The 21174-nt window shown below is 35.7% G+C and carries 16 protein-coding genes; 5 read left to right on the top strand and 11 right to left on the bottom strand.

Annotated features, from left to right (window positions below; all coding sequences use genetic code 11):
• The first annotated feature begins 80 nt into the window (after positions 1 to 80).
• Positions 81 to 1805, top strand: coding sequence for a lysophospholipid acyltransferase family protein (locus AVL50_RS24925; RefSeq protein ID WP_063850903.1), 1725 nt, complete (start codon positions 81 to 83; stop codon positions 1803 to 1805).
• 98 nt (positions 1806 to 1903) lie between these two features.
• Here AVL50_RS24925 and creD read toward each other — a convergent pair whose 3' ends face one another.
• From creD to panB, 6 genes are all read right to left on the bottom strand, one after another.
• Entirely contained in the window at positions 1904 to 3259 is a 1356-nt protein-coding gene (gene creD, locus AVL50_RS24920; protein ID WP_062619553.1) for a cell envelope integrity protein CreD, read from the bottom strand.
• 82 nt (positions 3260 to 3341) lie between these two features.
• The gene (locus AVL50_RS24915) at positions 3342 to 4805 is read right to left on the bottom strand and encodes a B12-binding domain-containing radical SAM protein (RefSeq protein WP_082795998.1); all 1464 of its coding nucleotides are present in this window, start codon (positions 4803 to 4805) and stop codon (positions 3342 to 3344) included.
• Between the two features lie 202 nt (positions 4806 to 5007).
• Positions 5008 to 5298, bottom strand: coding sequence for a transcriptional regulator (locus AVL50_RS24910; RefSeq protein ID WP_044211174.1), 291 nt, complete (start codon positions 5296 to 5298; stop codon positions 5008 to 5010).
• Positions 5295 to 5987 carry a hypothetical protein gene (locus AVL50_RS24905; protein ID WP_253764322.1) on the bottom strand — a complete coding sequence of 231 codons (693 nt, stop codon included), beginning with the start codon at positions 5985 to 5987 and terminating at the stop codon, positions 5295 to 5297. Before AVL50_RS24905 ends, AVL50_RS24910 begins: the two co-directional genes overlap by 4 nt.
• 460 nt (positions 5988 to 6447) lie before the next feature.
• A complete protein-coding gene (locus AVL50_RS24900) occupies positions 6448 to 7149 on the bottom strand; it encodes an RluA family pseudouridine synthase (protein ID WP_062619544.1) in 702 nt (233 codons plus the stop codon).
• Between the two features lie 33 nt (positions 7150 to 7182).
• The gene (panB, locus tag AVL50_RS24895) at positions 7183 to 8001 is read right to left on the bottom strand and encodes a 3-methyl-2-oxobutanoate hydroxymethyltransferase (RefSeq protein ID WP_062619542.1); all 819 of its coding nucleotides are present in this window, start codon (positions 7999 to 8001) and stop codon (positions 7183 to 7185) included.
• Positions 8002 to 8322: 321 nt separating this feature from the next.
• Between panB and AVL50_RS24890 the strand changes: the two genes are divergently transcribed.
• Positions 8323 to 9108, top strand: coding sequence for an SDR family NAD(P)-dependent oxidoreductase (locus tag AVL50_RS24890; RefSeq protein ID WP_063850910.1), 786 nt, complete (start codon positions 8323 to 8325; stop codon positions 9106 to 9108).
• Positions 9109 to 9146: 38 nt separating this feature from the next.
• Here the strand turns inward: AVL50_RS24890 and AVL50_RS24885 are convergent, their stop codons facing one another.
• The 3 genes from AVL50_RS24885 to AVL50_RS24875 all read right to left on the bottom strand — a co-directional run bounded on the left by AVL50_RS24885 (position 9147) and on the right by AVL50_RS24875 (position 12323).
• Positions 9147 to 9875, bottom strand: a complete 729-nt coding sequence (locus AVL50_RS24885) for a LytTR family DNA-binding domain-containing protein (RefSeq protein WP_063850901.1) — start codon at positions 9873 to 9875, stop codon at positions 9147 to 9149.
• Complete coding sequence (locus AVL50_RS24880) at positions 9872 to 10936, bottom strand: sensor histidine kinase (protein WP_062619538.1); 1065 nt, start codon at positions 10934 to 10936, stop codon at positions 9872 to 9874. The genes AVL50_RS24885 and AVL50_RS24880 overlap by 4 nt, the downstream gene beginning before the upstream one ends.
• 91 nt (positions 10937 to 11027) lie before the next feature.
• The gene (locus tag AVL50_RS24875; RefSeq protein ID WP_216639086.1) at positions 11028 to 12323 is read right to left on the bottom strand and encodes a DUF1566 domain-containing protein; all 1296 of its coding nucleotides are present in this window, start codon (positions 12321 to 12323) and stop codon (positions 11028 to 11030) included.
• A gap of 177 nt (positions 12324 to 12500) precedes the next feature.
• On the opposite strand from AVL50_RS24875, the gene AVL50_RS24870 reads away from it, so the two are divergent.
• The 3 genes from AVL50_RS24870 (at position 12501) to AVL50_RS24860 (ending at position 16419) form a co-directional block, all read left to right on the top strand.
• Positions 12501 to 14183 carry a DNA polymerase/3'-5' exonuclease PolX gene (locus AVL50_RS24870; protein ID WP_062619532.1) on the top strand — a complete coding sequence of 561 codons (1683 nt, stop codon included), beginning with the start codon at positions 12501 to 12503 and terminating at the stop codon, positions 14181 to 14183.
• 203 nt (positions 14184 to 14386) lie between these two features.
• Complete coding sequence (locus AVL50_RS24865) at positions 14387 to 16006, top strand: ATP-binding protein (RefSeq protein WP_062619530.1); 1620 nt, start codon at positions 14387 to 14389, stop codon at positions 16004 to 16006.
• Positions 16006 to 16419, top strand: a complete 414-nt coding sequence (locus AVL50_RS24860) for a two-component system response regulator (protein ID WP_062619528.1) — start codon at positions 16006 to 16008, stop codon at positions 16417 to 16419. The genes AVL50_RS24865 and AVL50_RS24860 overlap by 1 nt, the downstream gene beginning before the upstream one ends.
• 52 nt (positions 16420 to 16471) lie before the next feature.
• Here the strand turns inward: AVL50_RS24860 and AVL50_RS24855 are convergent, their stop codons facing one another.
• Together AVL50_RS24855 and rpoB are read right to left on the bottom strand one after the other, a co-directional pair.
• Positions 16472 to 16912, bottom strand: coding sequence for a DUF5606 domain-containing protein (locus AVL50_RS24855; protein WP_062619527.1), 441 nt, complete (start codon positions 16910 to 16912; stop codon positions 16472 to 16474).
• A 318-nt stretch (positions 16913 to 17230) separates the two neighbouring features.
• Positions 17231 to 21103, bottom strand: a complete 3873-nt coding sequence (gene rpoB / locus AVL50_RS24850; RefSeq protein ID WP_062619525.1) for a DNA-directed RNA polymerase subunit beta — start codon at positions 21101 to 21103, stop codon at positions 17231 to 17233.
• Between the last annotated feature and the right edge of the window lie 71 nt (positions 21104 to 21174).

The raw sequence follows: 21174 nt of genomic DNA, 5'->3' as shown, positions 1-21174 counted from the left end.
TAAAAACAAAATAGAATTAAGCTTTAAATAACTTTCAGATAAAACGTGATTTCTAACTTTCAGAAATAAATCACAAAGTTATGCAGACTGAGATAATACCAACTGATAAGATGATGAAAGAGCTTGGTACAAATAAAATGATTACTGAGCTTATCATGAAAACTTTAGGACTTTCGGCTATGAACGAGATGTACACTAAACTATCTCGTTATGAAGGGATTGAATTGATTGAAAAGGCATTGGACATGCTCAATATCTCTTTTGAAGTCAGTGATGAAGATCTAGCTAAAATTCCTAAAGAAGGTGCGTTTATAAGTATTTCCAATCACCCATATGGATTACTTGATGGTGTATTATTACTGCAGATGATGAACAAAGTCCGACCTGATTTTAAAGTCACTGCCAACCATTTTTTGGAGGTCATGAAACCCTTTCAAGACTTGTTTATTAGTGTTGACCCTTTTCGTAAAAAGAAACTAAATGCCTTTTCTAAAGTACTGAAAACCTTAGATGAAGGTAACTCAATTGGTCTTTTCCCAGCTGGTGAAGTATCAACCTATTATAATAGTAATAAAAGAATAGAAGATGGACCTTGGACAAAATCGTCTATTCGCTTAATCAAAAGTGCAAATGCACCTGTGGTTCCTGTTTATTTTCATGGAGTCAACAGTTGGATGTTCCATTTATTGGGCAAAGTGCATCCTTCATTAAGAACTATGCAAATCCCTAAAGAATTCTTAAATAAGAAAGGGAACAAAATTAAAATCAGAATTGGCCAGCCCATACAACCTAAAGAATATCAAAAACACGAAACTGTTGAGGAAATCAGTTCTTTCTTAAGAAATAAAACCTATTTGCTAGGAGAAGGATTGAAGTCGCAAAAATTCCTGAAGCCTAATAAAAAAGTAAAGACTGAAGCTGAACCTTTATTCCAGCCTATTCCTAAGGATGTTCTGGTGGGAGAAATTAAAGATTTATCTTCCTCATCTCTACTTTTCAGCCAAAAACAATATGATGTATATATCTGCCCATCTGAAGAAATTCCTTATATCCTTCTTGAAATCGGCAGACTGAGAGAGAAAACATTTAGAGATGTAGGAGAGGGGACAAACCACTCTATTGATTTGGACCGTTTTGATGAATATTACCAGCATTTATTTATTTGGGATAAGGAAGAAAGCCGTGTGATCGGGTCTTACAGAATTGGTAAAGGTGATGAAATCATGGAACATGTCGGTAAAAAAGGTTTCTATACCAATACACTATTCAAGTATAAAGATGGTTTTAAACCTATCTTACGACAAGGAATTGAATTAGGTAGATCTTTTGTGATTAAAGAAAAGCAAAAAGATGCCTTCCCATTATTCTTCCTTTGGAAAGGCATCAATATTTACTTGAAAAGAAATCCTCATTACAGATACATGTTCGGTTCTGTAAGTATAAGCAACGACTATTCTGATGCATCAAAAGATGCGATCATTTATTACTCACACAAGTTCTTATACGATCACGAACTTTCACATCTGATCAAACCTAGAAAGAAATATAAAATCACTTCCAATGTCCAAGAATTCATTGATGAATTGACGAACAAAGAATATTTCAACATCAATGAACTGGACAAATTATTAATGGAAATTGATTCTAAAAAATACAAAGTACCGGTTTTGATCCGTCAGTATATCAAGTTGAATGGCAAAATCATCGGTTTTAATACTGATCCTAAATTCAACAATTGCCTAGATGGATTTATTCTGGTAGACGTTCTTAACATACCTCAAAAAGTAACCAATCAATTAAATTAAGTGGTTGAGTCTGTACTTTCAACAGCTCAAATACTTATCAAATCGTTCAACATGATCAAAGATCAGGCTGATATTATTAGCCTGATCTTTTTATATTTCTAACTCACACTTGTTGTAGGTGTAAGATTTAATTGATACCAATTGATTTTTCTTGTGTAGAACATTGTTGCCCCCAAGATCATTGTCAACCCAATACTACCCATCAGCAATGCATAATCTACCATTTGTAATGTGATAAATAAGAAGGTATAAATTCCGAATAAGATCAGCATCAACATTAAAGGCAGTTTTTTGTTTTTAAATAAACTCAAGGAGTATAATGAAATCATACTTACAATAGCTACAGAAGCAATTCCAAAAGCAAGGTTGAAAGAACTGTGTTCTGAGATCGATACCAATAATGTGTAAAACAAGCAGAGGGCAATCCCCACCATGGCATATTGTAAAGGATGAATTCTTGTTTTATTGATCACTTCCACCAAAAAGAAAATCAAAAAGGTTAATGCAATGGTCATGGCTCCATATTTGGCAGAACGCATGGAAGTTTGATAGTCATTGACAGGGATCAGTAAGTCTACCCCAAAAGCTGATTGATCAAAGTTGCTGTATTGTTTGAATTCACCTGATATCCATTGTAAAGGAAAGTTTCTGTTCAACTGCAGTACAGTCCATTTTGCCGTAAACCCTTCTTCTGTCACTTCTCTTGTATCAGGGAGAAAATTACCGACGAAACTTGGTGAGTCCCATTTTGAATGCATGCTTACCTGAGTGGTTGCTCCAAGTGGAATAAAAGAGAGGTTTTGACTTCCTTGTAGTACCAAATTAAAACTGAAATCATATTTTGATTGACCCTCTTCTGAAAGTGTAACGGGAATTGTAACACCACTTTCTACTAATTTCGGTATTCTACTTCCTGGTTCAATATCCAAGGTAGTATCATTCCATTTGACTTTAATTTGATTCTTAATTCCTCTGAGATCATTAATTCCAACTGTGAGAAATGCTTTATCCAATTGTATTTCTTTCAAATCGCTAGGTTTTGGAATTGACTTTAAATCAAATTGTCCTTTCACATCTAAATTAGAAGAGTACACTATAATATCGTAAATACCCCTATTTAATGATCTTGGATCTACGTCACCATCAATCTTTAATTCTTTAGGCAACAAGTACCAGTACTTTGTATATTCTATCACTTCACCCTCTTGATTTACTCTTTCCATCAACATGGGAACTGTTAGAATTGGCCCTTTCACCACCTGTTCATTTGACCATTTTGAAGACACCTCTTTAATGGCTTTTCTATTCATATTTTCCCTTTCATAAATAATGGATTCAATCATAGAAAGTGGTATTAATAATAACAGCATTAAAATAGTAATAATACCAACTTTGACCATTACTGTGTTCTTTGCCCAACTTCTTTGAGGCTTTTGATTTTGTTGTTGTTCCATAATAATTAGATTAAAAGTTTTATATAATAATTTGTTTAATGAGTAATTTTTTAACTCGTTTTTAAAAGTGTTATGCTTTAGTCTATAAGACTGTTGTTTGCTTGTTCAAAGCCTTAATTATCACTTTTGGACGACTTGAAATACTTCTTTGCTTTGGTGTGATCAGCTCCATTGCACTGTTTTCTTTATAGTTCACTTTTGATAAAATTGACTCTAGAAGTGGAAGCATGTTATTGAGATTTCTAGATTTAATGATGAAGTTCCAAAGCGGTTCAAATTTTTTCCATCCACCACTGTACAGCAAATGTTTTAGTTTGTGCTTATGCGCATCATGACTGAGGCTTCCCTTTAGAATATTGGACCAAGCATAAAACTCTTTGTATGCCCAATCATAGCCTTCCTTTAATTCCTGAGCCGTTAGTTTTTTGGTTTGGTAAACGACATTTCTGGTATCATACATATCCCAATTTCTAGTAATGATACGGCCACTGCTTTCCATATCTTTAAAGAGTTTAGTGCCGGGATAAGGCGTCAAAACATGATAAGTAGAAGTAGTAATTCCATTTTCTACGCCCCAATCTACCGTTCTTTTAAACACATCTTTGTCATCATCATCCAGCCCGAAAACAAAACTGCCATTGATCATAATTCCTAGAGAATGTAGTCTTTGAACCGCTTTCTTATAGTCTTTTTGTAGGTTTTGTTTTTTGTTGCTTTGCTTTAAGTTTTCTGGGGAAAAGGTCTCGAATCCTACAAATAAGCTTCTTAAGCCAGCTTCTGCTGCTTTTTCTATTAGGTTTCCTCTTAAAATGGAATCAATTGTGGCCGCTCCTTGGAATACTCTGTTCATTCCTTTCATTCCATCAAATAATTCAGTGGCAAACTTTGCATTACCTAAAAGGTGATCATCTAAAAAGTACAAATGCTTACCTGGCAAACGATCAATTTCTGCTAATGCATCATCCACTTGTTGTGTATAAAAGCCTTTTCCACCTTCAAAAAAGGCGTCTTTATAACAGAAATCGCAATGATGAGGACAACCTCTGGTCACTACAATTGAATTAGGAACGAGGTAACGTTCTCTTTTAATTAAATCCCGTCTAATCGGCGGAGCTCCAACAAGTGTTCTAACGGATGAGAAATACCTCTTTTGAGGTCTTTTGTTTTTGAAGTCTTTAAGAAATTGAGGAAAAGTTTCTTCGCCTGGTCCTAAAAAAAGAGAATCGGCATGTGGTGCCGCTTCATCAGGAAGAGAAGTCACATGCAAACCACCAAGTACCACATAGGCTCCTTTTGTTCTGTAGTGATCGGCAATTTTATAGGAGCGATACGCATTGGTGATATAAACTTGAATGACTACAAGGTCGGGCTCATCATCCAAATTCAATGTTTCTACATGCTGATCTTGAAGATCAATTTCATCTTCTGAAGAGAGATAAGAAGCTAAAGTAGCTAAACCTAATGGTGGAAATAAAGAGTATTTGATTGGTCTCCAAAAAGGGCTTTCAGCTTCTGCCAATGCCGGCAATATCATTTTTACTTTCATAGTTTTCTAAAAGTACTTTGAATTACAAAGTGAATGAATAAAATTTTTATATTAAAATGAGAGCCAATGCCTCAGCATCAATTGAAGTACCACTTTATTTAACCTTCTTCTGAGTATTTTTTCTTCTCTTCGAAATAAGTTTTTGTACATAATTGTATAGTTTAAAAGTACTTTGAAATACAAAGTAATAGTTTAAAATTTTTTATTTTAGTAAATCTTCAATGGCTTTGATATGTTTTTGGAAAGCCACTTTCCCCTCATTGGTAGCAGAATATTTGGTATTGGGTTTACGGTTCAAAAACTCTTTTCTTACCGAAACAAACTCATTCTTCTCCAAATATTTCAAGTGACTCGCCAAGTTGCCATCTGTGACACCGAGCAGTTCTTTGAGGGAATTAAAATCCAGGTACTCATTTACAACAAGTGCCGCCATAATTCCCAATCGAACTTTATTTTCAAATGCTTTATTTAAATTGTTTAATAAGTCTTTCACTTTTGAGGATTAAAATACATGTATAGACCATATGCAATATGCAAGAATCCAAAGCCTATTGTCCAGAACCATAAACCGTATCCAATAAATTGCGTCGCCAAAAGTCCTAAAATTATTTCAATTATCCCAAGACCACGTAGTTCTGAGATGGTATATTTACTAGCATTCACGAGTGCAAGCCCATAAAAAATCAAAGTCAGGGGAGCTGCTAAACCAATAAATCCTTTTGCTACTAAAGCCAATGTCAGTAAACCGCCCGTTGCCAGTGGTATCATCAAATTGATCAATAACCTTTTCGCTTGAAGGTCCCATAGCTTCTGACCGTTTTTCTTTGCTTCAGAAAATGTAAAATATAAAGCAGAACCAATCGCCGCCAATAATGTTACTGCACCTGTAATAATAAGGGCATCAATCTTTTTTCCACTAATAATATTTCTTTCATAACCGATATTATATAGAATATCATAAGCGAAGTATGCTCCTATTAATGCACAAATCCCAGCACTGATTCCAGAGAGGCCACTCAAGGAGATAAACCGAGATGAACGGTTCATAATATCCTTGATTTCTTTTAAGTCGTTGATGTAATCTTGTTCTTTCATAAAAAGTACTTTGTAATTCAAAGTAAGTGAATAAAATTTATTTTCACAAATCAGTTTATCAAAAATGTTGGCTGTTCTTTTATTCACTCCTTATGTTGGTAACTTTTGCATTTCTTATTATTCAAACTTTACTAACATTATAATCCACTGATTAATAGCTATTTGAAAACGTTATACAAACATGTGAATTTAGTTATTCACACTATCAACACTATCTTTTAAAATATTTCAATAATATATTGATGTGGATAAGTTAAGTTATTCACAATGGGTGATTCTCATAAAAGTTACCAACATATTTGTTGACAACCCAAAAAACCTCTGCATTTCCAATCCTGAAAATACAGAGGTTTTTATCATTATGTGAATAAGTAACTGCTTTTACTAGAGCATGTTTGGAATATATATTTTAAAAGTAAAAATTTTCCATTTTAGGTTGTGAGGAAATTAATTTCAGAAAAAATAGCGGTTCTATAGTTGATGAAATTAATAAACTCACGTTCTGAAAGGGTGGATTTTTACTAAAATAGATGTTTCAAACAAGCTCTTAGATACTTGCCGCCATTTCTGTGAAGTTCCTCCACACATCATGATCAGGAAGTTTCGCTGTAAAACGTACAGGCGTTTTTTTCACAGGATGTTCGAATTCCAATTCTCTTGCATGAAGGAAAATTAATTTACCTTTCATGATTCTTTTTGGAGCACCGTATTTCATATCACCAACAATCGGAGATGCAATGTTACCCAGTTGTGCACGAATTTGATGAGAACGACCTGTCTTTGGAATTACTTCCAAACAGTAGTTATCACCTACTCTTCCTAGCATTTGATAATACGTCTCTACATATTTACCACCTTTTTTCTCAGACTGATAAACATGAGAACGGTTCTTCTTCGGATCTTTCTTCATCCAGTTGATCATTGTATCCTCATCGTACTGAGGCTTCTTACCAACTAAAGCGATATATTTTTTTGTAATCTTATGGTCTTGAAAGATCTTCGCCATTCTTTCTGCCGCTTTTGAAGTACGGGCAAAAACAACAACACCACTTACAGGTCTATCCAAACGGTGAACAGGTGCTAAAAATACAGCACCAGGCTTATTGTATTTTTCTTTGATATACTCTTTTACAATATCCAAAAGAGTTTCATCACCTGTTTCATCCCCTTGTACAAGAATACCTGGAGCTTTATTCACAACCACTAAATGATTGTCTTCATAGATGACTTGTGATTGATCGATTTTCATAGTTTCGAAATTTTAGACTAACTCAAAAATGAATTAGTATTGTTCTTTTTCGTTCGGGAAATCTACCGCTTTTACATCTTGAATATAATGCTGAACTGCTTCAGTCATCATACCGCCAATGTTGGCATATCTCCTTAAGAAACGTGGTTTAAAGTCTTGTGTAATACCTAGCATATCATGAACAACTAATACTTGTCCATCCACTCCAGAACCAGCACCAATACCAATCACCGGTATAGTCAACTCTTTTGCAACTCTTTCTGCTAATGCTGAAGGGATTTTTTCTAATACTAAGGCAAAACATCCTAATTCTTCTAACAGCTTGGCATCATCAATTAACTTCTGAGCTTCAGCTTCTTCTTTTGCTCTTACTGTATACGTACCAAACTTATAAATAGATTGAGGTGTTAATCCCAAATGTCCCATTACTGGAATTCCAGCTGATAAAATTCTTTTTACAGAATCCTCAATTTCCTTTCCGCCTTCAACTTTTACAGCATGTCCGCCTGACTCTTTCATGATACGGATCGCAGAGCGCAATGCTTCAGTTGAACTACCTTGGTAGCTACCGAAAGGAATGTCCACCACTACTAACGCACGATCAACAGCGTTGACTACAGAAGTAGCGTGATAAATCATATGATCTAAAGTGATTGGTAAAGTAGTTTCGTTACCTGCCATCACATTGGATGCCGAATCACCTACTAAAATAACATCAATACCTGCACCATCAATAATCTTAGCCATTGAATAATCGTAAGCGGTAAGCATAGATATTTTCTCACCTCTTTCTTTCATTGCTGCTAATTGATGTGTAGTAACCTTTTTTATATCTGATTTATGGACTGACATTTGATTTTTATGTTAATATGAATTCCTCTTCGTATTCCTTCAATAATAACATCTTTACTAGTTGTTGATCACAACAATAAATAGTAAAAACTAATTTTGATGGGATACTTTTATCTATTTCAAATTGATTTGCAAATATACGAAGTATCTCTTGATTCATAACAGTGATAAAGATCCACTAAACCCCTCTAACGGATGATCTTTGTCTTACTTTTTGTCAATAGTTCAAAATAAACCGCAGATCTCTTAAAACTATAACTTTTAATTACGTATCTCATTTAAATAAAAATATAGGTTGTATTTTCGGGCATGGATAAAAAAATGAGGTTTGAAAACAAGGTTTGCTGGATTACAGGAGCATCTTCTGGCATTGGAAAAGCAGTTACTTTATTATTAAGTCAGCAAAATCCAAAGTTGATACTCTCCGCTAGAAATCAAGATAAATTAGAGAAAGTAAAAAAAAGTATTGATCCAAAAGTAGAAGTAAGCATTTTGCCTTTAGACCTTGCGGATGATAAAGAGGTTTTACATCAAAAAGCGAAAGAGGCTTATTCTATTTATGAGATGATTGATTGCATTTTTCATATAGGTGGAATCAGTCAAAGAGCCGGTTTTGAAGAAACTTCATACGACACTTTTGAACAAATCTTTAAAGTCAATTTCTGGGGGCCACTGTATCTCACCAAAGCCTCATTACCTTATCTCAGAGAAGTATCAAACCCCATTATAGTTTCCATTAATAGTGTTCAAGGAAAGTTCGGTGTTCCAGAAAGAACCGCTTACTCTTCTTCCAAACACGCCCTCTTAGGTTTCTTTGATTCTTTAAGAGCAGAAAACGTCATCCCTAATCTTCAAATTACCAATATTTTACCGGGGTATGTAAAAACGGACCTTGCTAAAAATGCTCTTTTAGGTGATGGCTCAACACAGGGTCACTTGGATGAAGGAAAAGGAGGAATTACAGTTGAAAAAGCCGCACTAGACATTGTAAAAGCAGTCACAAACGGAAAAAGTGAAGTTGTAATCGGCAGACCAAGAGAAAAAATAGCCGTTTTAATCAAGCGTTTTCTACCAAAGATATTCGAAAAATTAGTCAGCTCGTCGTAGGGGTTGTAGGGGTAGACCTACGTGTCTACCCGCAATTATTATTTCAAAAAGTGCTTATTTATAAACTCCTGAAAGCTCTCTTTACACTGATCACTCACAGGCAATACCACATCCCCATCAAAATAAATTCTATTTCTGCTGATACTTACAATCTCATTCAAATTGACAATATAAGAGCGATGTACCCTCAAAAAGTTCTCGGAAGGAAGAAAATCCATCACTTTTGTCAAGCTAAATAAAATCATCAAAGGCTTTCCTTCCACAAGATGGATTCGGATATAATCCTTCATTCCTTCAATGTATTTTATCTCCTCAAACTTTATTCTGACAATCTTATAATCGGTTTTGATAAACAGAAAATCACTCTCTTTTTTTACGGTAGATTCTATTTCTTCAATAGGTTTTGATTCAGAAAAATACCTTGATTTCGTTTTTTCCAACGACTTTGAAAATACAGGAAAGGAGATTGGCTTCACCAAATAATCTGCCGCATCAACCTGGAAACCTTCTACCGCATATTCTCTATAAGCTGTAGTGAAAATCACCTTAGGAGGATTCGTTAGTGATTTCACAAATTCCATCCCTGAAAGATCCGGCATATTAATATCTACAAACATCAAGTCTACCTCTTCTTCATTCAAAAATTGAATAGCTTTGATGGCACTCGTAAATGTTTTTATCAACTGAAAAGAAGGAATCTTCTCCACATAACTTTGGATTTGCTTTAACGCCAAAGGTTCATCATCTATGGCAATACATCTAATCATAACGGGATTTTTAGGTTTACAGTAAAGATGTCGTTTTCCTGATTAATATCTAAAGAATAATCATCACCAAACAATAGATCCAGTCTTTTTTCTGTGTTCTCTAAGCCAATTCCTGATCCTTTATTTTTCTTCTGATGCTGATGAATTCTGTTGGAAATAAAGAAATGCAATTGATTATTTTCAATAGTATATTTTAAATGAATAAAAGCAGGTTCATTATAGCTTACACCGTACTTGAATGCATTTTCTATTAATGAAATCGTCAACAAAGGAGGAACTTCTACTTGAGGCAATTCATCAGGAATTTCCACTTTTAGATCGAAATCATCCATCAATCGTAATTTCATCAAATCGATATAACCTTTTATGAAATTAATTTCCTCAGAAAGAGAACCTTTAGACGATTGAGAATCATAGAGCATATAATCCATCATCTGTGATAAACTAATGATCGCTTCCTGTGCTTTTTCTTTTTCAAAATCTATTAATGCATGAATATTATTTAAGGTATTCATAAAGAAATGCGGACTGATCTGTGTTTTCAGAAAAGCCATTTTGTTGGCGATATTTTCCTTCTCCGCCTTCAATTTATTTTGCTCCGATTTCGTCCATTTACTGAAAAATAAAAGACTAGAGTCAAATCCAATCAGCAGAATACTCAGAATGATAAAATTGGCATAAGGAGGCACAAATTCCTTTTGTCTAATCATTTGATGAGGCGGATGCATAGGTGGAAAATGCTCTCTAGGTCTCATCCTTGGCAGACGTTGATTTTCAAAATAAGTATGCAGATAATACACTAATACTGATAAAGCGATAATACTTATTCCTACAAGAATAAAGTACTTGACCTTTTTATCCTTGAAAAAGAATTTAGGCATAAAGTAAAAGTGATTGACAAGATAAACCATCAACAATACTGCATACTCTGCCCAAATTTTATGAATGTGATTCCATTTAATTCCGTTCTCATAATCCCCAAACAATAAGGGCATGGAGAATAAAAGTAACCAAACTAATGTGGTCAGAATAAATGGAACTTGATTGACCTGCTTCTGCATTTTCTTTAAATATCTATTTCATAGAGAAAGGAGAAATAGGTAAGAAGAAGAAATTATTTTCTAACCTCTTACCTCTTATCTCAAAAACACTCTATTTCACTGTTCTTACTAATCGAACAAAATTATAAATTCTGATTGCATCACCCTGAGGACCAAAACCCTCTTCATAATCTGCCGGATCACCTGTTTTAGGATCACTTCTTTGAGAACCTGCTCCATGAATATCGATCCATCCGTTCATATTTCCTAAACTTCTTCCAAAGGCTACATAAACAGCATTTCCTCCACCTTTATTTGCCATCGACTCATGTGTAGTACTCGACCAATACCATGGAAAATCTTCCTCCTCTCTTTCATTAATAATCTTTGTACATTCAAAAACAGGATCAATGGAAGCTGAATTATGTGTAGCTGGCGAACGGTCGTAATCAACAATACTCTGCAACTCTTTTGCATCCGGCAATCTCCAATCTGTATGACCTGCCAACTCACTGTTTTCAGCATATTTCAAAGCATCTTGCCATAAAATAGCCTCAGCATTATCAGCCGTAGACCACATCAAACCTGTTGCTTTATCCGTTACCGTTCCATCTCCATTATCAGTGTAGTCATTCTGACCATAAGTAGCATTTCCTCTTACCAATAAATAATTGAAAGCCTTATCCCCACTTCCGTGTGGGTTTCTAGTACCGTAACCCTTAATACGTCCATCAGCGAAGTTGACTCCAAAAACTAATGTTTCTACTTCTTTACTCACATAAACATTCGTCGTTGCACATTGCATATCAATCAACCTTTCACCTGCACTTACATCTCCATAAGCAAACTCAAAGGTATTGTCATCAATAAATGGCGTTAAATCTGTACCTGAAGTACTTTCTGGAGCAATATCTTTTCCGCTATATAAAATCAATGAATACATTTCTTTGATCGTCGGTACCCTCCAATCAGAATAGCCTGCATAAGTGAAACCGTTTTCTACTAAAGCAAGGATTTCACTGTAAGTCAGTTTATCATTGACATCAATTGTTCCGTCTCCGTCATGATCAAAACTCTGTTGCCACATCAGACCTGTCACATTATCAGTTACCGTTCCATCGTTATTATCTGTATAGGAAGGTTCGTTACCTAGGTAGTTCGCATTTTGACCATAAAAATCATTTCCTTCTACTTGTGTTGTGGTTGGTTGTGAATTATTAAAAAAGGTAGTTTGATTGGTTCCCACAACCGGGTATCCTGATATATCAGGCAAATTATTTCCTGGAGCTTCTGGGTTTTCCTCCGTATCTTCAATGATTTCATCTTCCTGAGTACAAGAAGTAAAACTAAAAGTCATAAAAGCCAAAAGTCCTGTTAGTATGCTTAGTCTAAAAATAGATTTATTCATGATGATTGATCTTTAAGATTAATGTTATCCAAAAGTAATTTTGAGATCTCTCTTAAAGAAGTACAATCTACCAATTGGAGGTTTTTATCGACGAATTAAAGTTTATTATAAATCGGCTTATCATTCTTCATTAATCACTCTTTTTCTTAACTTTAAACCTCAATTTCAATACAGACAATGACAAATAAAGATATAATCAAAAAGTTCCGTTTAACTACCTCATTAATGGAACTGCACGGTGCTAATCCTTTTAAAACAAGAGCTTACAGTTCGGCGATTCAAAGCATGGAAAATGCGGGTACTCCTCTTATTGCCTTAGATCAAGAAGGTCTAGTAGGAGTGGGTTTATCTAAAACAATGGCTGAAAAACTACTGACACTTTTTGAAACAGGAACTTTCAAGGAGTTAGAAGAATTGGAAGAAAAAACACCGGAAGGAGTCATTGAAATGATGGGATTGAGTGGTGTTGGTCCTAAGAAAATTGCTACACTTTGGAAAGAATTGGATATCGATTCTTTGGAAAAACTGAAAGTGGCTTGTGAGGAGAATAAAGTACAGGCATTAAAAGGTTTTGCGGCTAAAACAGAAGCTAAAATTCTTCAGCAAGTTTTATTCTTGCAGGAAAATCGTAAGCGAATGCATTATGCAAAAGCAGAAGTAGTAGCAAATGATTTTATCGATTTTCTTCAAAAGAAAGAGCTTAAAGTAGCAACTGCAGGTGCACTGTCATTGTATAGAGAAGTTGTAGAAGTTTTTCAGTTTACAATTGCTACTGATAGTACTGATTCACTGCTTGATGTTCTTAAAGAGTATGAAGGAATTTCGATTGATCCTGAAAAGTGCATTCCTTTAACTTTAAGAGGTACAATTGGAGAGAACGAAAGTCCATTAGAAATTTTTGTTTCCTCTTCTGAAGAATTTATTAAGCTGTCTTTCCAAAAAAGTGCTACTGTTCAGCACCTTCAATTACAAAAGGAAGGGAACATGTCATTGGCAGAAGTGTTGAGAAAAGAAGAGGTAGCTTCTGTGGAAGAGATTTATGAAAAGGCGGGACTTCCATTTTTCCCTACACCTTTGAGAGAAGGTCTTTTTGATGAAGATTTTGTAAAAAATGGCATTCCAGAACTAGTACAGGACAGCGACCTTAAAGGATCTTTGCATAATCACTCTGATTACTCTGATGGGCAGAATACATTGAGAGAAATGGCTGTTTATTTGAAAGAGCAGGGGTATGAGTATTTGGGAATTTCGGATCACTCCAAAACTGCTTTTTATGCTAATGGTCTTTCAGTAGAAAGAATTGAAAAACAGCATCAGGAAATCGATGAATTGAATAAGGAATTAGCTCCTTTCAAGATTTTCAAAGGTATTGAATCTGATATCCTTTCTGATGGTAGCTTAGATTATGATGACGATGTATTGGCGACTTTTGATTTTGTTGTTTCCTCTATTCATTCACCTTTGACAATGACAAAGGAAAAGGCAACAGAACGTTTAATTAAAGCCATTCAACACCCTGCTACTACTATTCTTGGTCACCCAACAGGAAGGCTTTTATTAAGAAGAGAAGGTTATCCTATCGATCATAAGGCAGTCATTGACGCTTGTGCGAAACACGGTGTAATTATTGAAATCAATTCTAGTCCATGGCGTTTGGATCTCGATTGGAGATGGGTACATTATGCTTTGGAAAAAGGTGTAAAATTATCCTTGAATCCTGATGCCCATGCTGTAGAAGGATATGCTGATATGCATTACGGTTTATTGGTCGGGCAGAAAGGAGGCTTAACCAAAGAGATGACTTTTAATGCATTGAGCAGAGAGGAAATAGAAGAGTATTTCAAATCAAGAAAAAAATAAATTGATGATAAAGTAGCCCTAAATGCCTAAGTAAATTAAAGTTTGCTTAGGCTTTTTTGCATGTAATATTTCAAAGGTTTTGTTCATAAAAAGTACTTTATTAATAATTGATTTTACATTCCCTAGAAATTGAAAGTAGATAGTAGGGCTCCACTTCAAAAATTAGTATATTTTTAAACTGATTTTAGAGGCCCTTTAGTTACATGTTAAAAACAGAAGAAACCGGCAAATACATTGCTAAATTACCTAGAGAAATTATCGGGGCTACTATTTTTGTAAGTATAGCACCCCTAATTCTGCAACTTACATTCTTCAACTTTGGAAACCCTTCTATTCACCATATAGAAGATTCCATATTGGACAATGTTAGTGTCAGAGCTCTTATATTTGAAGAGTATATAGGCTTTTTCGTTCATTTAATTTTAGAATGGAGCGGTGTTACTATAGCTCTTTCAACTGCAGCGCTGAGTTTTATCCAATATAAAATGACAGGCAATACCACTGCACCTATTATCGGTATTGTTCTCTTTTTTGCTGGGTGTATGGATGCTTTTCACACTTTGGCTGCAGCCAATATCATTGAATCCATTGCCTTCAATGATAATTTTATACCTTTCACTTGGACACTCTCAAGGATTTTCAATGCATCTATTTTGTTGCTTGGGATTGCTTTAGTGATCAACTATAATGATGTAATTCTTAAATACAGAAAGAATCATATCATGTGGGTTATTTGTCTAATCGTATTTATTATTACATACGGAATCGTTCATTATTGTGCTGTTGCTCCTTCATTACCTAAAACCTACTTTCCCAACTTCTGGATAAGCAGACCTTTTGATATAATACCACTAGTTTTATATCTTCTTTTATTTCTGGTCCTTATTCCAACGTTGAAAAGAAATGATCCTGGTGTTTTTGTGGAAGCACTATTATGGAGTATGCTTCCTGCTATTGCTACTCAAATTCATATGGCTTTTGGTTCAGATAGGCTTTTTGATGGACATTTTAACATTGCACACTTCTTGAAATCGATCTCCTATGTTATTCCTTTTGTGGGTATCATCATGGATTATATGTATATGTATCAACTAGATCATATCAGAATGGAAGAGATGGAGAAAGCTCAAAAAATATTGAAAGGAAAAAATAAGGAACTTGAACAGTTTGCTTTCATCACATCACATGATCTACAAGAGCCACTTAGAACTATTTCAAGTTTCTCAGATTTACTACAAGAGCAAGATCTAACACAATTAGATAAAGAATCTAAGAAGTTTATTTATTATATTGGTCAAGCATCCAAGAGAATGTCAATGCTTATTCATGGATTACTTGAGTATTCAAGGCTTGGTAAAAATAGAGAATTGAAAAAAGTAAACATCAATGACATTCTTCATGATGTTCAAGATGATTTGCAAGTGGTCATTAATGAAACTAATACCATCATTGAATATGTTGATTTACCAATTATTTATGGTTATCCACTTGAGTTAAGACTATTATTCCAAAATCTAATTAGTAATGCTATTAAATTTAGAAAACCAACAGAAGCTCCTTTTATTAAAATTTCATCTGCTCGCATAGATGGAGAATGGATGTTTGGAATCCAAGACAATGGTATAGGGATAGATGATAAGTTCCGTCAGAAAATTTTTATCATCTTTCAAAGGTTATCATCATCTAAAAAAGATGGTGAAGGAACAGGTATTGGACTAGCCCATTGTCAGAAGATTATTAACCTGCATCATGGTCAGATTTGGGTAGAATCTGAAGTTGGAATCGGGAGTACTTTTTATTTTACAATTAACACTAAGAAATAATGAATCGAGAAAAATTGAACCAAATATTATTAATTGACGATGATGAGCCCGTTAATTTTCTTCATGAGATGATCATCAAATCGTCAAAACTTACTGATGCTAGAATCGAAATTAAAATGTTAGCTCAACAAGGTCTTGAGTTTTTGAAAAGCCAAAGCGTGGATGAAGATGAGCCTTTATTAATTTTTCTTGATATCAATATGCCTAGAATGAACGGATGGGAATTTTTGGATGAGTTTGAAAGCATGCCTTCAGAGCTTGTTGACAACACTATTGTTGTGATGTTGACTACAAGTCTCAATCCTGACGATAAAAGCAGAGGAGAAAAGCATCCGGCAGTGAAAAAGTTCATGACTAAGCCGCTGACTAAAGATGGTTTTCAAAATGTATTAGAAGAATTCTTTCCATATTAAAAAGGCTTGAAAATATAAATTTTCAAGCCCCTTTGTCAAGAAGTACTGTTAACTATTCAGCAGATGCCTCTTCGTCTTTTTCTTCTTCTGTATCTTCTAAAGCTTCAGGGTAGAACTCTGAAAGCTTGTTGTACCATGTCACTAATTTTTTGATGTCAGATGTATAGATACGATCCTGATCCCAGTTAGGAAGCACTGAAGTGATAAAATCTTCTAAGTCATCCTCACTTTTTGTATCTACATCAGTCAAGATACCAACACCAAATTTAGATTTGATAGATTGGAAAACTTCCTCTAATGCTACCGACTCTTCAGCCTCACCCGTCACATACATAGAAATCTCTTTCAAGATAGAGATTCTTTGACTTGCATTCACAATGGTTTTCTTAGGCTTTACCTCTAAAGATTCAACAATCACACCTGTACGAGATGGTTTTACAATCTTAAATAAGCCAGGTTTACCAGCAACTGAAGCAATATCTTTTAAATTCATATTTAATTATTTTATATCATTATATCCATGTACTCTACACTTTGTGCAACAATAGAGTTCATGTCTTACCGATTTTTCTTATCAAAAATGCTACGCAATTTAATAAATCATCTCATGATTTCTCAATAATTGGCTGTCATTAATTATTAAGAAATAGCTAGTATTGTCTACTTAAGCAGTAATTGATGAATTAAAAGAAGAATTTTTCAACAAAACCACCAAAAATCATATCCTCTTAAAATGTGAAAAAACCCATGGAGAGAACTCCACAGGTTTTTATATATACATTTTGGCTTTTTAGTCTTGTTGAGACCAGAATTACTGTAGCGTAATCTCTAGTGCTAAACCGCGAAGTTCGTGCACCAATACGTTGAATGATTCTGGAACGTTTGGATTCGGCATGTTGTCACCTTTAACAATTGCCTCATATGCTTTCGCACGTCCTTGAACGTCATCAGACTTCACAGTTAAGATTTCACGAAGTACATTAGCTGCACCGAATGCCTCTAATGCCCAAACTTCCATCTCACCGAAACGCTGACCACCAAACTGTGCCTTACCACCTAATGGCTGTTGAGTAATCAACGAGTAAGGTCCAATAGAACGGGCGTGCATCTTATCATCAACTAAGTGACCTAGTTTCAGCATGTACATCACACCAACAGAAACTCTTTGGTGGAATGGATCACCTGTTAAACCATCATATAATTGAGCACGACCAAAGTCAGGTAAACCTGCTTCTTTCAATTCTGCTACTACTTCTTCTTCAGAAGCACCATCAAAGATTGGAGTCGCATATTTTCTACCCATTTTCAAACCAGCCCAACCTAGAACAGTTTCATAGATCTGACCGATGTTCATACGTGAAGGTACACCTAGAGGGTTCAAACAGATATCCATTGGAGTACCGTCCTCTAAGAATGGCATATCCTCTTCAGGAACGATCTTCGCAACAACACCCTTGTTACCGTGACGACCGGCCATCTTATCACCTACTTTCAATTTACGACGCTTAGCGATGTAAACTTTAGCAAGCTTCACGATACCTGTTGGTAATTCGTCACCTACTTCTAGTGTAAATCTATCACGCTTGAAGTAACCAGTTACTTCGTTACGAGCATTCACGTAGTTCTTCACAGTAGAACGTACCAATTCGTTGATACGAGTATCAGACGTCCAGTTGTCTAAGATAAGGTCACCGATTAGGTTCACTTCCTCAGGAACTGCATAACTAGAATCATCACGGAATGGGTTCTCTCCAGAGAAGATGTTTTCAGCGATGTTTGCATCAGAGAAAGTAACTCCTTTGCTCATCACTTCTTGACCGAATTTATGGAATACGCCTTCACAAGTCATACCGTCCAATAACTCAATCAATTTAGACATCATCTTATTCTCTAAGCCTTTCAAGTCGCGTGAGTATTGCTTTTTCAACAACTCAACTTCTTTCTTAGCTTTAGCACGCATCTCTTTGTCTTTCTTAGGACGAGCAAATAGACGAGTGTCGATTACTGTACCAATTAAAGATGGAGAAGCTTTTAATGAAGCGTCTTTTACATCACCTGCTTTATCACCGAAGATAGCACGTAATAATTTTTCTTCTGGAGTTGGATCTGATTCTCCTTTAGGAGTAATCTTACCAATTAAGATATCACCAGGACGAACACGTGAACCAACACGGATAATACCGTTTTCGTCAAGGTTTTTCACTGCGTCTTCACCAACGTTAGGGATTTCAGAAGTTAATTCTTCCTCACCACGCTTAGTGTCACGCACTTCTAATTCATGTTCAACAATGTGAAGTGATGTATAAACATCATTACGTACTACACGCTCTGAGATTACAATCGCATCCTCAAAGTTATATCCCTGCCAAGGCATGAAGGCTACTAGTAAGTTTTTACCAATTGCCAATTCGCCATTTTCAGTAGAATAACCTTCAGAAAGAACGTCACCTTGTTTTACTCTTTGTCCTTTCTTCACGATAGGACGCATGTTCATACAAGTATCCTGGTTTGTTCTGCGGAACTTCACCAAGTTGTGTGATTTTACATCGTCTTCGAAAGTAGCTAACTTTTCGTCCTCTGTAAGATCATATCTCATATGAATACCATTCGCATCAACTGTATCTACTACACCGTCTTTCTCAGCAAGAACAACAGTACGAGAGTCAATTGCTACGTTTCTTTCCAAACCAGTACCTACGATTGGAGCTTCAGGCTTCAATAATGGCACGGCTTGACGCTGCATGTTGGATCCCATCAATGCACGGTTGGCATCATCATGCTCTAAGAAAGGAATCAATGATGCGGCAATCGATACAATTTGGTTTGGAGCAACGTCCATATATTGGATGTCTTCTGGCGCTTTAAGCGGGAAGTCACCCTCGTAACGTACTTTTACAAACTCTTCAGTGAAGCGGTTGTTCTCATCTAAGTCAGTCTTAGCTTGAGCGATGAATTTCTCATCTTCCTCTTCAGCAGAAATATAAGTAACGTTATTGTCTTCAATGTCAACAACACCGTCTGTTACTTTACGGTAAGGAGTCTCAATGAATCCCATGCTATTTACTTTAGCATATACCGTAAGAGATGAAATCAGACCAATGTTTGGACCTTCTGGTGTCTCAATAGTACAAAGACGACCGTAGTGAGTGTAGTGAACGTCACGAACCTCGAAGCCTGCACGCTCTCTTGATAAACCACCTGGTCCTAATGCTGAGATACGACGCTTGTGCGTTACCTCTGCAAGAGGGTTAGTTTGGTCCATGAACTGAGATAGCTGGTTGGTACCGAAGAACGAGTTAATCACTGATGATAACGTACGAGCATTTACCAAGTCAACTGGCTTAAAGTCTTCGTTATCACGAACGTTCATACGCTCTTTAATAGTACGTGCCATACGAGCTAAACCTACTCCGAATTGAGAGTAAAGTTGCTCACCCACCGTACGGATACGACGGTTTGACAAGTGGTCAATATCATCAACTACTGTTTTAGAGTTGATCAAGTGGATCAAGTGCTTGATGATTTTGACAATATCTTCTTTAGTCAGTACGCGCACTTCCATGCCTGTCTCCGACTGTAACTTACGGTTAAGTTTGTAACGACCTACTTCACCTAAATCGTAACGTTTGTCCGAGAAGAACAAGTTGTTGATAATATCACGTGCAGTCTGATCATCAGGAGCCTCAGTGTTACGAAGTTGACGGTAGATTTGGTGTACCGCTTCCTTCTCTGAGTTTGAATTATCTTTTGCTAATGTATCGAAGATGATACGGAAATCGTTGATGTTGATATCTTTTCTATGAACGATCACAGAGTTAACACCTGCATCTTCGATCAATTCAAGATCCTCCTCAGAGATGATATGATCACGCTCTAAGATAACATCGTTACGGTCGATAGAAACTACCTCACCTGTATCCTCATCTACGAAGTCTTCTGTCCATGTTTTAAGTACACGAGCAGCCAATGTTCTATTCTCTAACTGAGCAAGGTTTGCTTTCGTTACCTCGATTTCCTCAGAAAGTTCGAATAGATCTAAAATGTCTTTGTCTGATCCATAACCGATCGAACGAAGAAGCATCGTCACTGGGAATTTCTTTTTACGGTCGATATAAGCATACATCACGTTGTTAACGTCAGTTGCAAATTCGATCCATGATCCTTTGAAAGGAATTACTCTTGCAGAGTAAAGTTTAGTACCGTTAGTGTGTTTTGATTGAGCAAAGAACACACCTGGAGATCTGTGTAACTGAGAAACGATTACACGTTCTGCACCATTAACTACAAACGATCCACGAGGAGTCATGTAAGGAATGTTTCCTAAGAACACATCTTGTTCGATGGTTTCAAAATCCTCGTTATCTTCGTCGCTACAAGAAAGCTTTAACTTCGCTTTTAACGGTACACTAAAAGTCAAACCTCTTTCTACACACTCATCAACAGTGTATTTTGGAGGATCAATTGTATAATCAATAAATTCCAAATTAAAGTTCTCACGAGAATCTGTAATTGGGAAATTCTCCATGAATACTTTGTAAAGACCTTCATCTTCACGTAATTCCGGTGGAGTGTCGATTTGGAAGAAATTGTGGAAAGACTTAAACTGTACATCTAAGAAGTCTGGGTAACCCAGTACTCTTTTTGCTGATGCAAAATTCTTTCTACCGTTCTTGAATGTTGCCAAGGTGGTATTCTTTTTTAAGTTTCAAAAACTATCTGCTTATATGGTAACTCGTACCATCCTAAACAGAGGCG

The organism is Flammeovirga sp. SJP92, assembly GCF_001583495.1.
Classification (GTDB): Bacteria; Bacteroidota; Bacteroidia; order Cytophagales; family Flammeovirgaceae; genus Flammeovirga.
The sequence above is the reverse complement of the archived record's forward strand: the minus strand, read 5'-3'. Positions and strand labels throughout refer to the sequence as shown.

Coding starts and splice junctions, on each gene's coding strand:
- AVL50_RS24925 (WP_063850903.1), top strand. CDS start 81: ATGCAGACTGAGATAATACCAACTGATAAGATGATGAAAGAGCTTGGT.
- creD (WP_062619553.1), bottom strand. CDS start 3,259: ATGGAACAACAACAAAATCAAAAGCCTCAAAGAAGTTGGGCAAAGAAC.
- AVL50_RS24915 (WP_082795998.1), bottom strand. CDS start 4,805: ATGAAAGTAAAAATGATATTGCCGGCATTGGCAGAAGCTGAAAGCCCT.
- AVL50_RS24900 (WP_062619544.1), bottom strand. CDS start 7,149: ATGAAAATCGATCAATCACAAGTCATCTATGAAGACAATCATTTAGTG.
- panB (WP_062619542.1), bottom strand. CDS start 8,001: ATGTCAGTCCATAAATCAGATATAAAAAAGGTTACTACACATCAATTA.
- AVL50_RS24890 (WP_063850910.1), top strand. CDS start 8,323: ATGAGGTTTGAAAACAAGGTTTGCTGGATTACAGGAGCATCTTCTGGC.
- AVL50_RS24885 (WP_063850901.1), bottom strand. CDS start 9,875: ATGATTAGATGTATTGCCATAGATGATGAACCTTTGGCGTTAAAGCAA.
- AVL50_RS24880 (WP_062619538.1), bottom strand. CDS start 10,936: ATGCAGAAGCAGGTCAATCAAGTTCCATTTATTCTGACCACATTAGTT.
- AVL50_RS24875 (WP_216639086.1), bottom strand. CDS start 12,323: ATGAATAAATCTATTTTTAGACTAAGCATACTAACAGGACTTTTGGCT.
- AVL50_RS24870 (WP_062619532.1), top strand. CDS start 12,501: ATGACAAATAAAGATATAATCAAAAAGTTCCGTTTAACTACCTCATTA.
- AVL50_RS24865 (WP_062619530.1), top strand. CDS start 14,387: ATGTTAAAAACAGAAGAAACCGGCAAATACATTGCTAAATTACCTAGA.
- AVL50_RS24860 (WP_062619528.1), top strand. CDS start 16,006: ATGAATCGAGAAAAATTGAACCAAATATTATTAATTGACGATGATGAG.
- AVL50_RS24855 (WP_062619527.1), bottom strand. CDS start 16,912: ATGAATTTAAAAGATATTGCTTCAGTTGCTGGTAAACCTGGCTTATTT.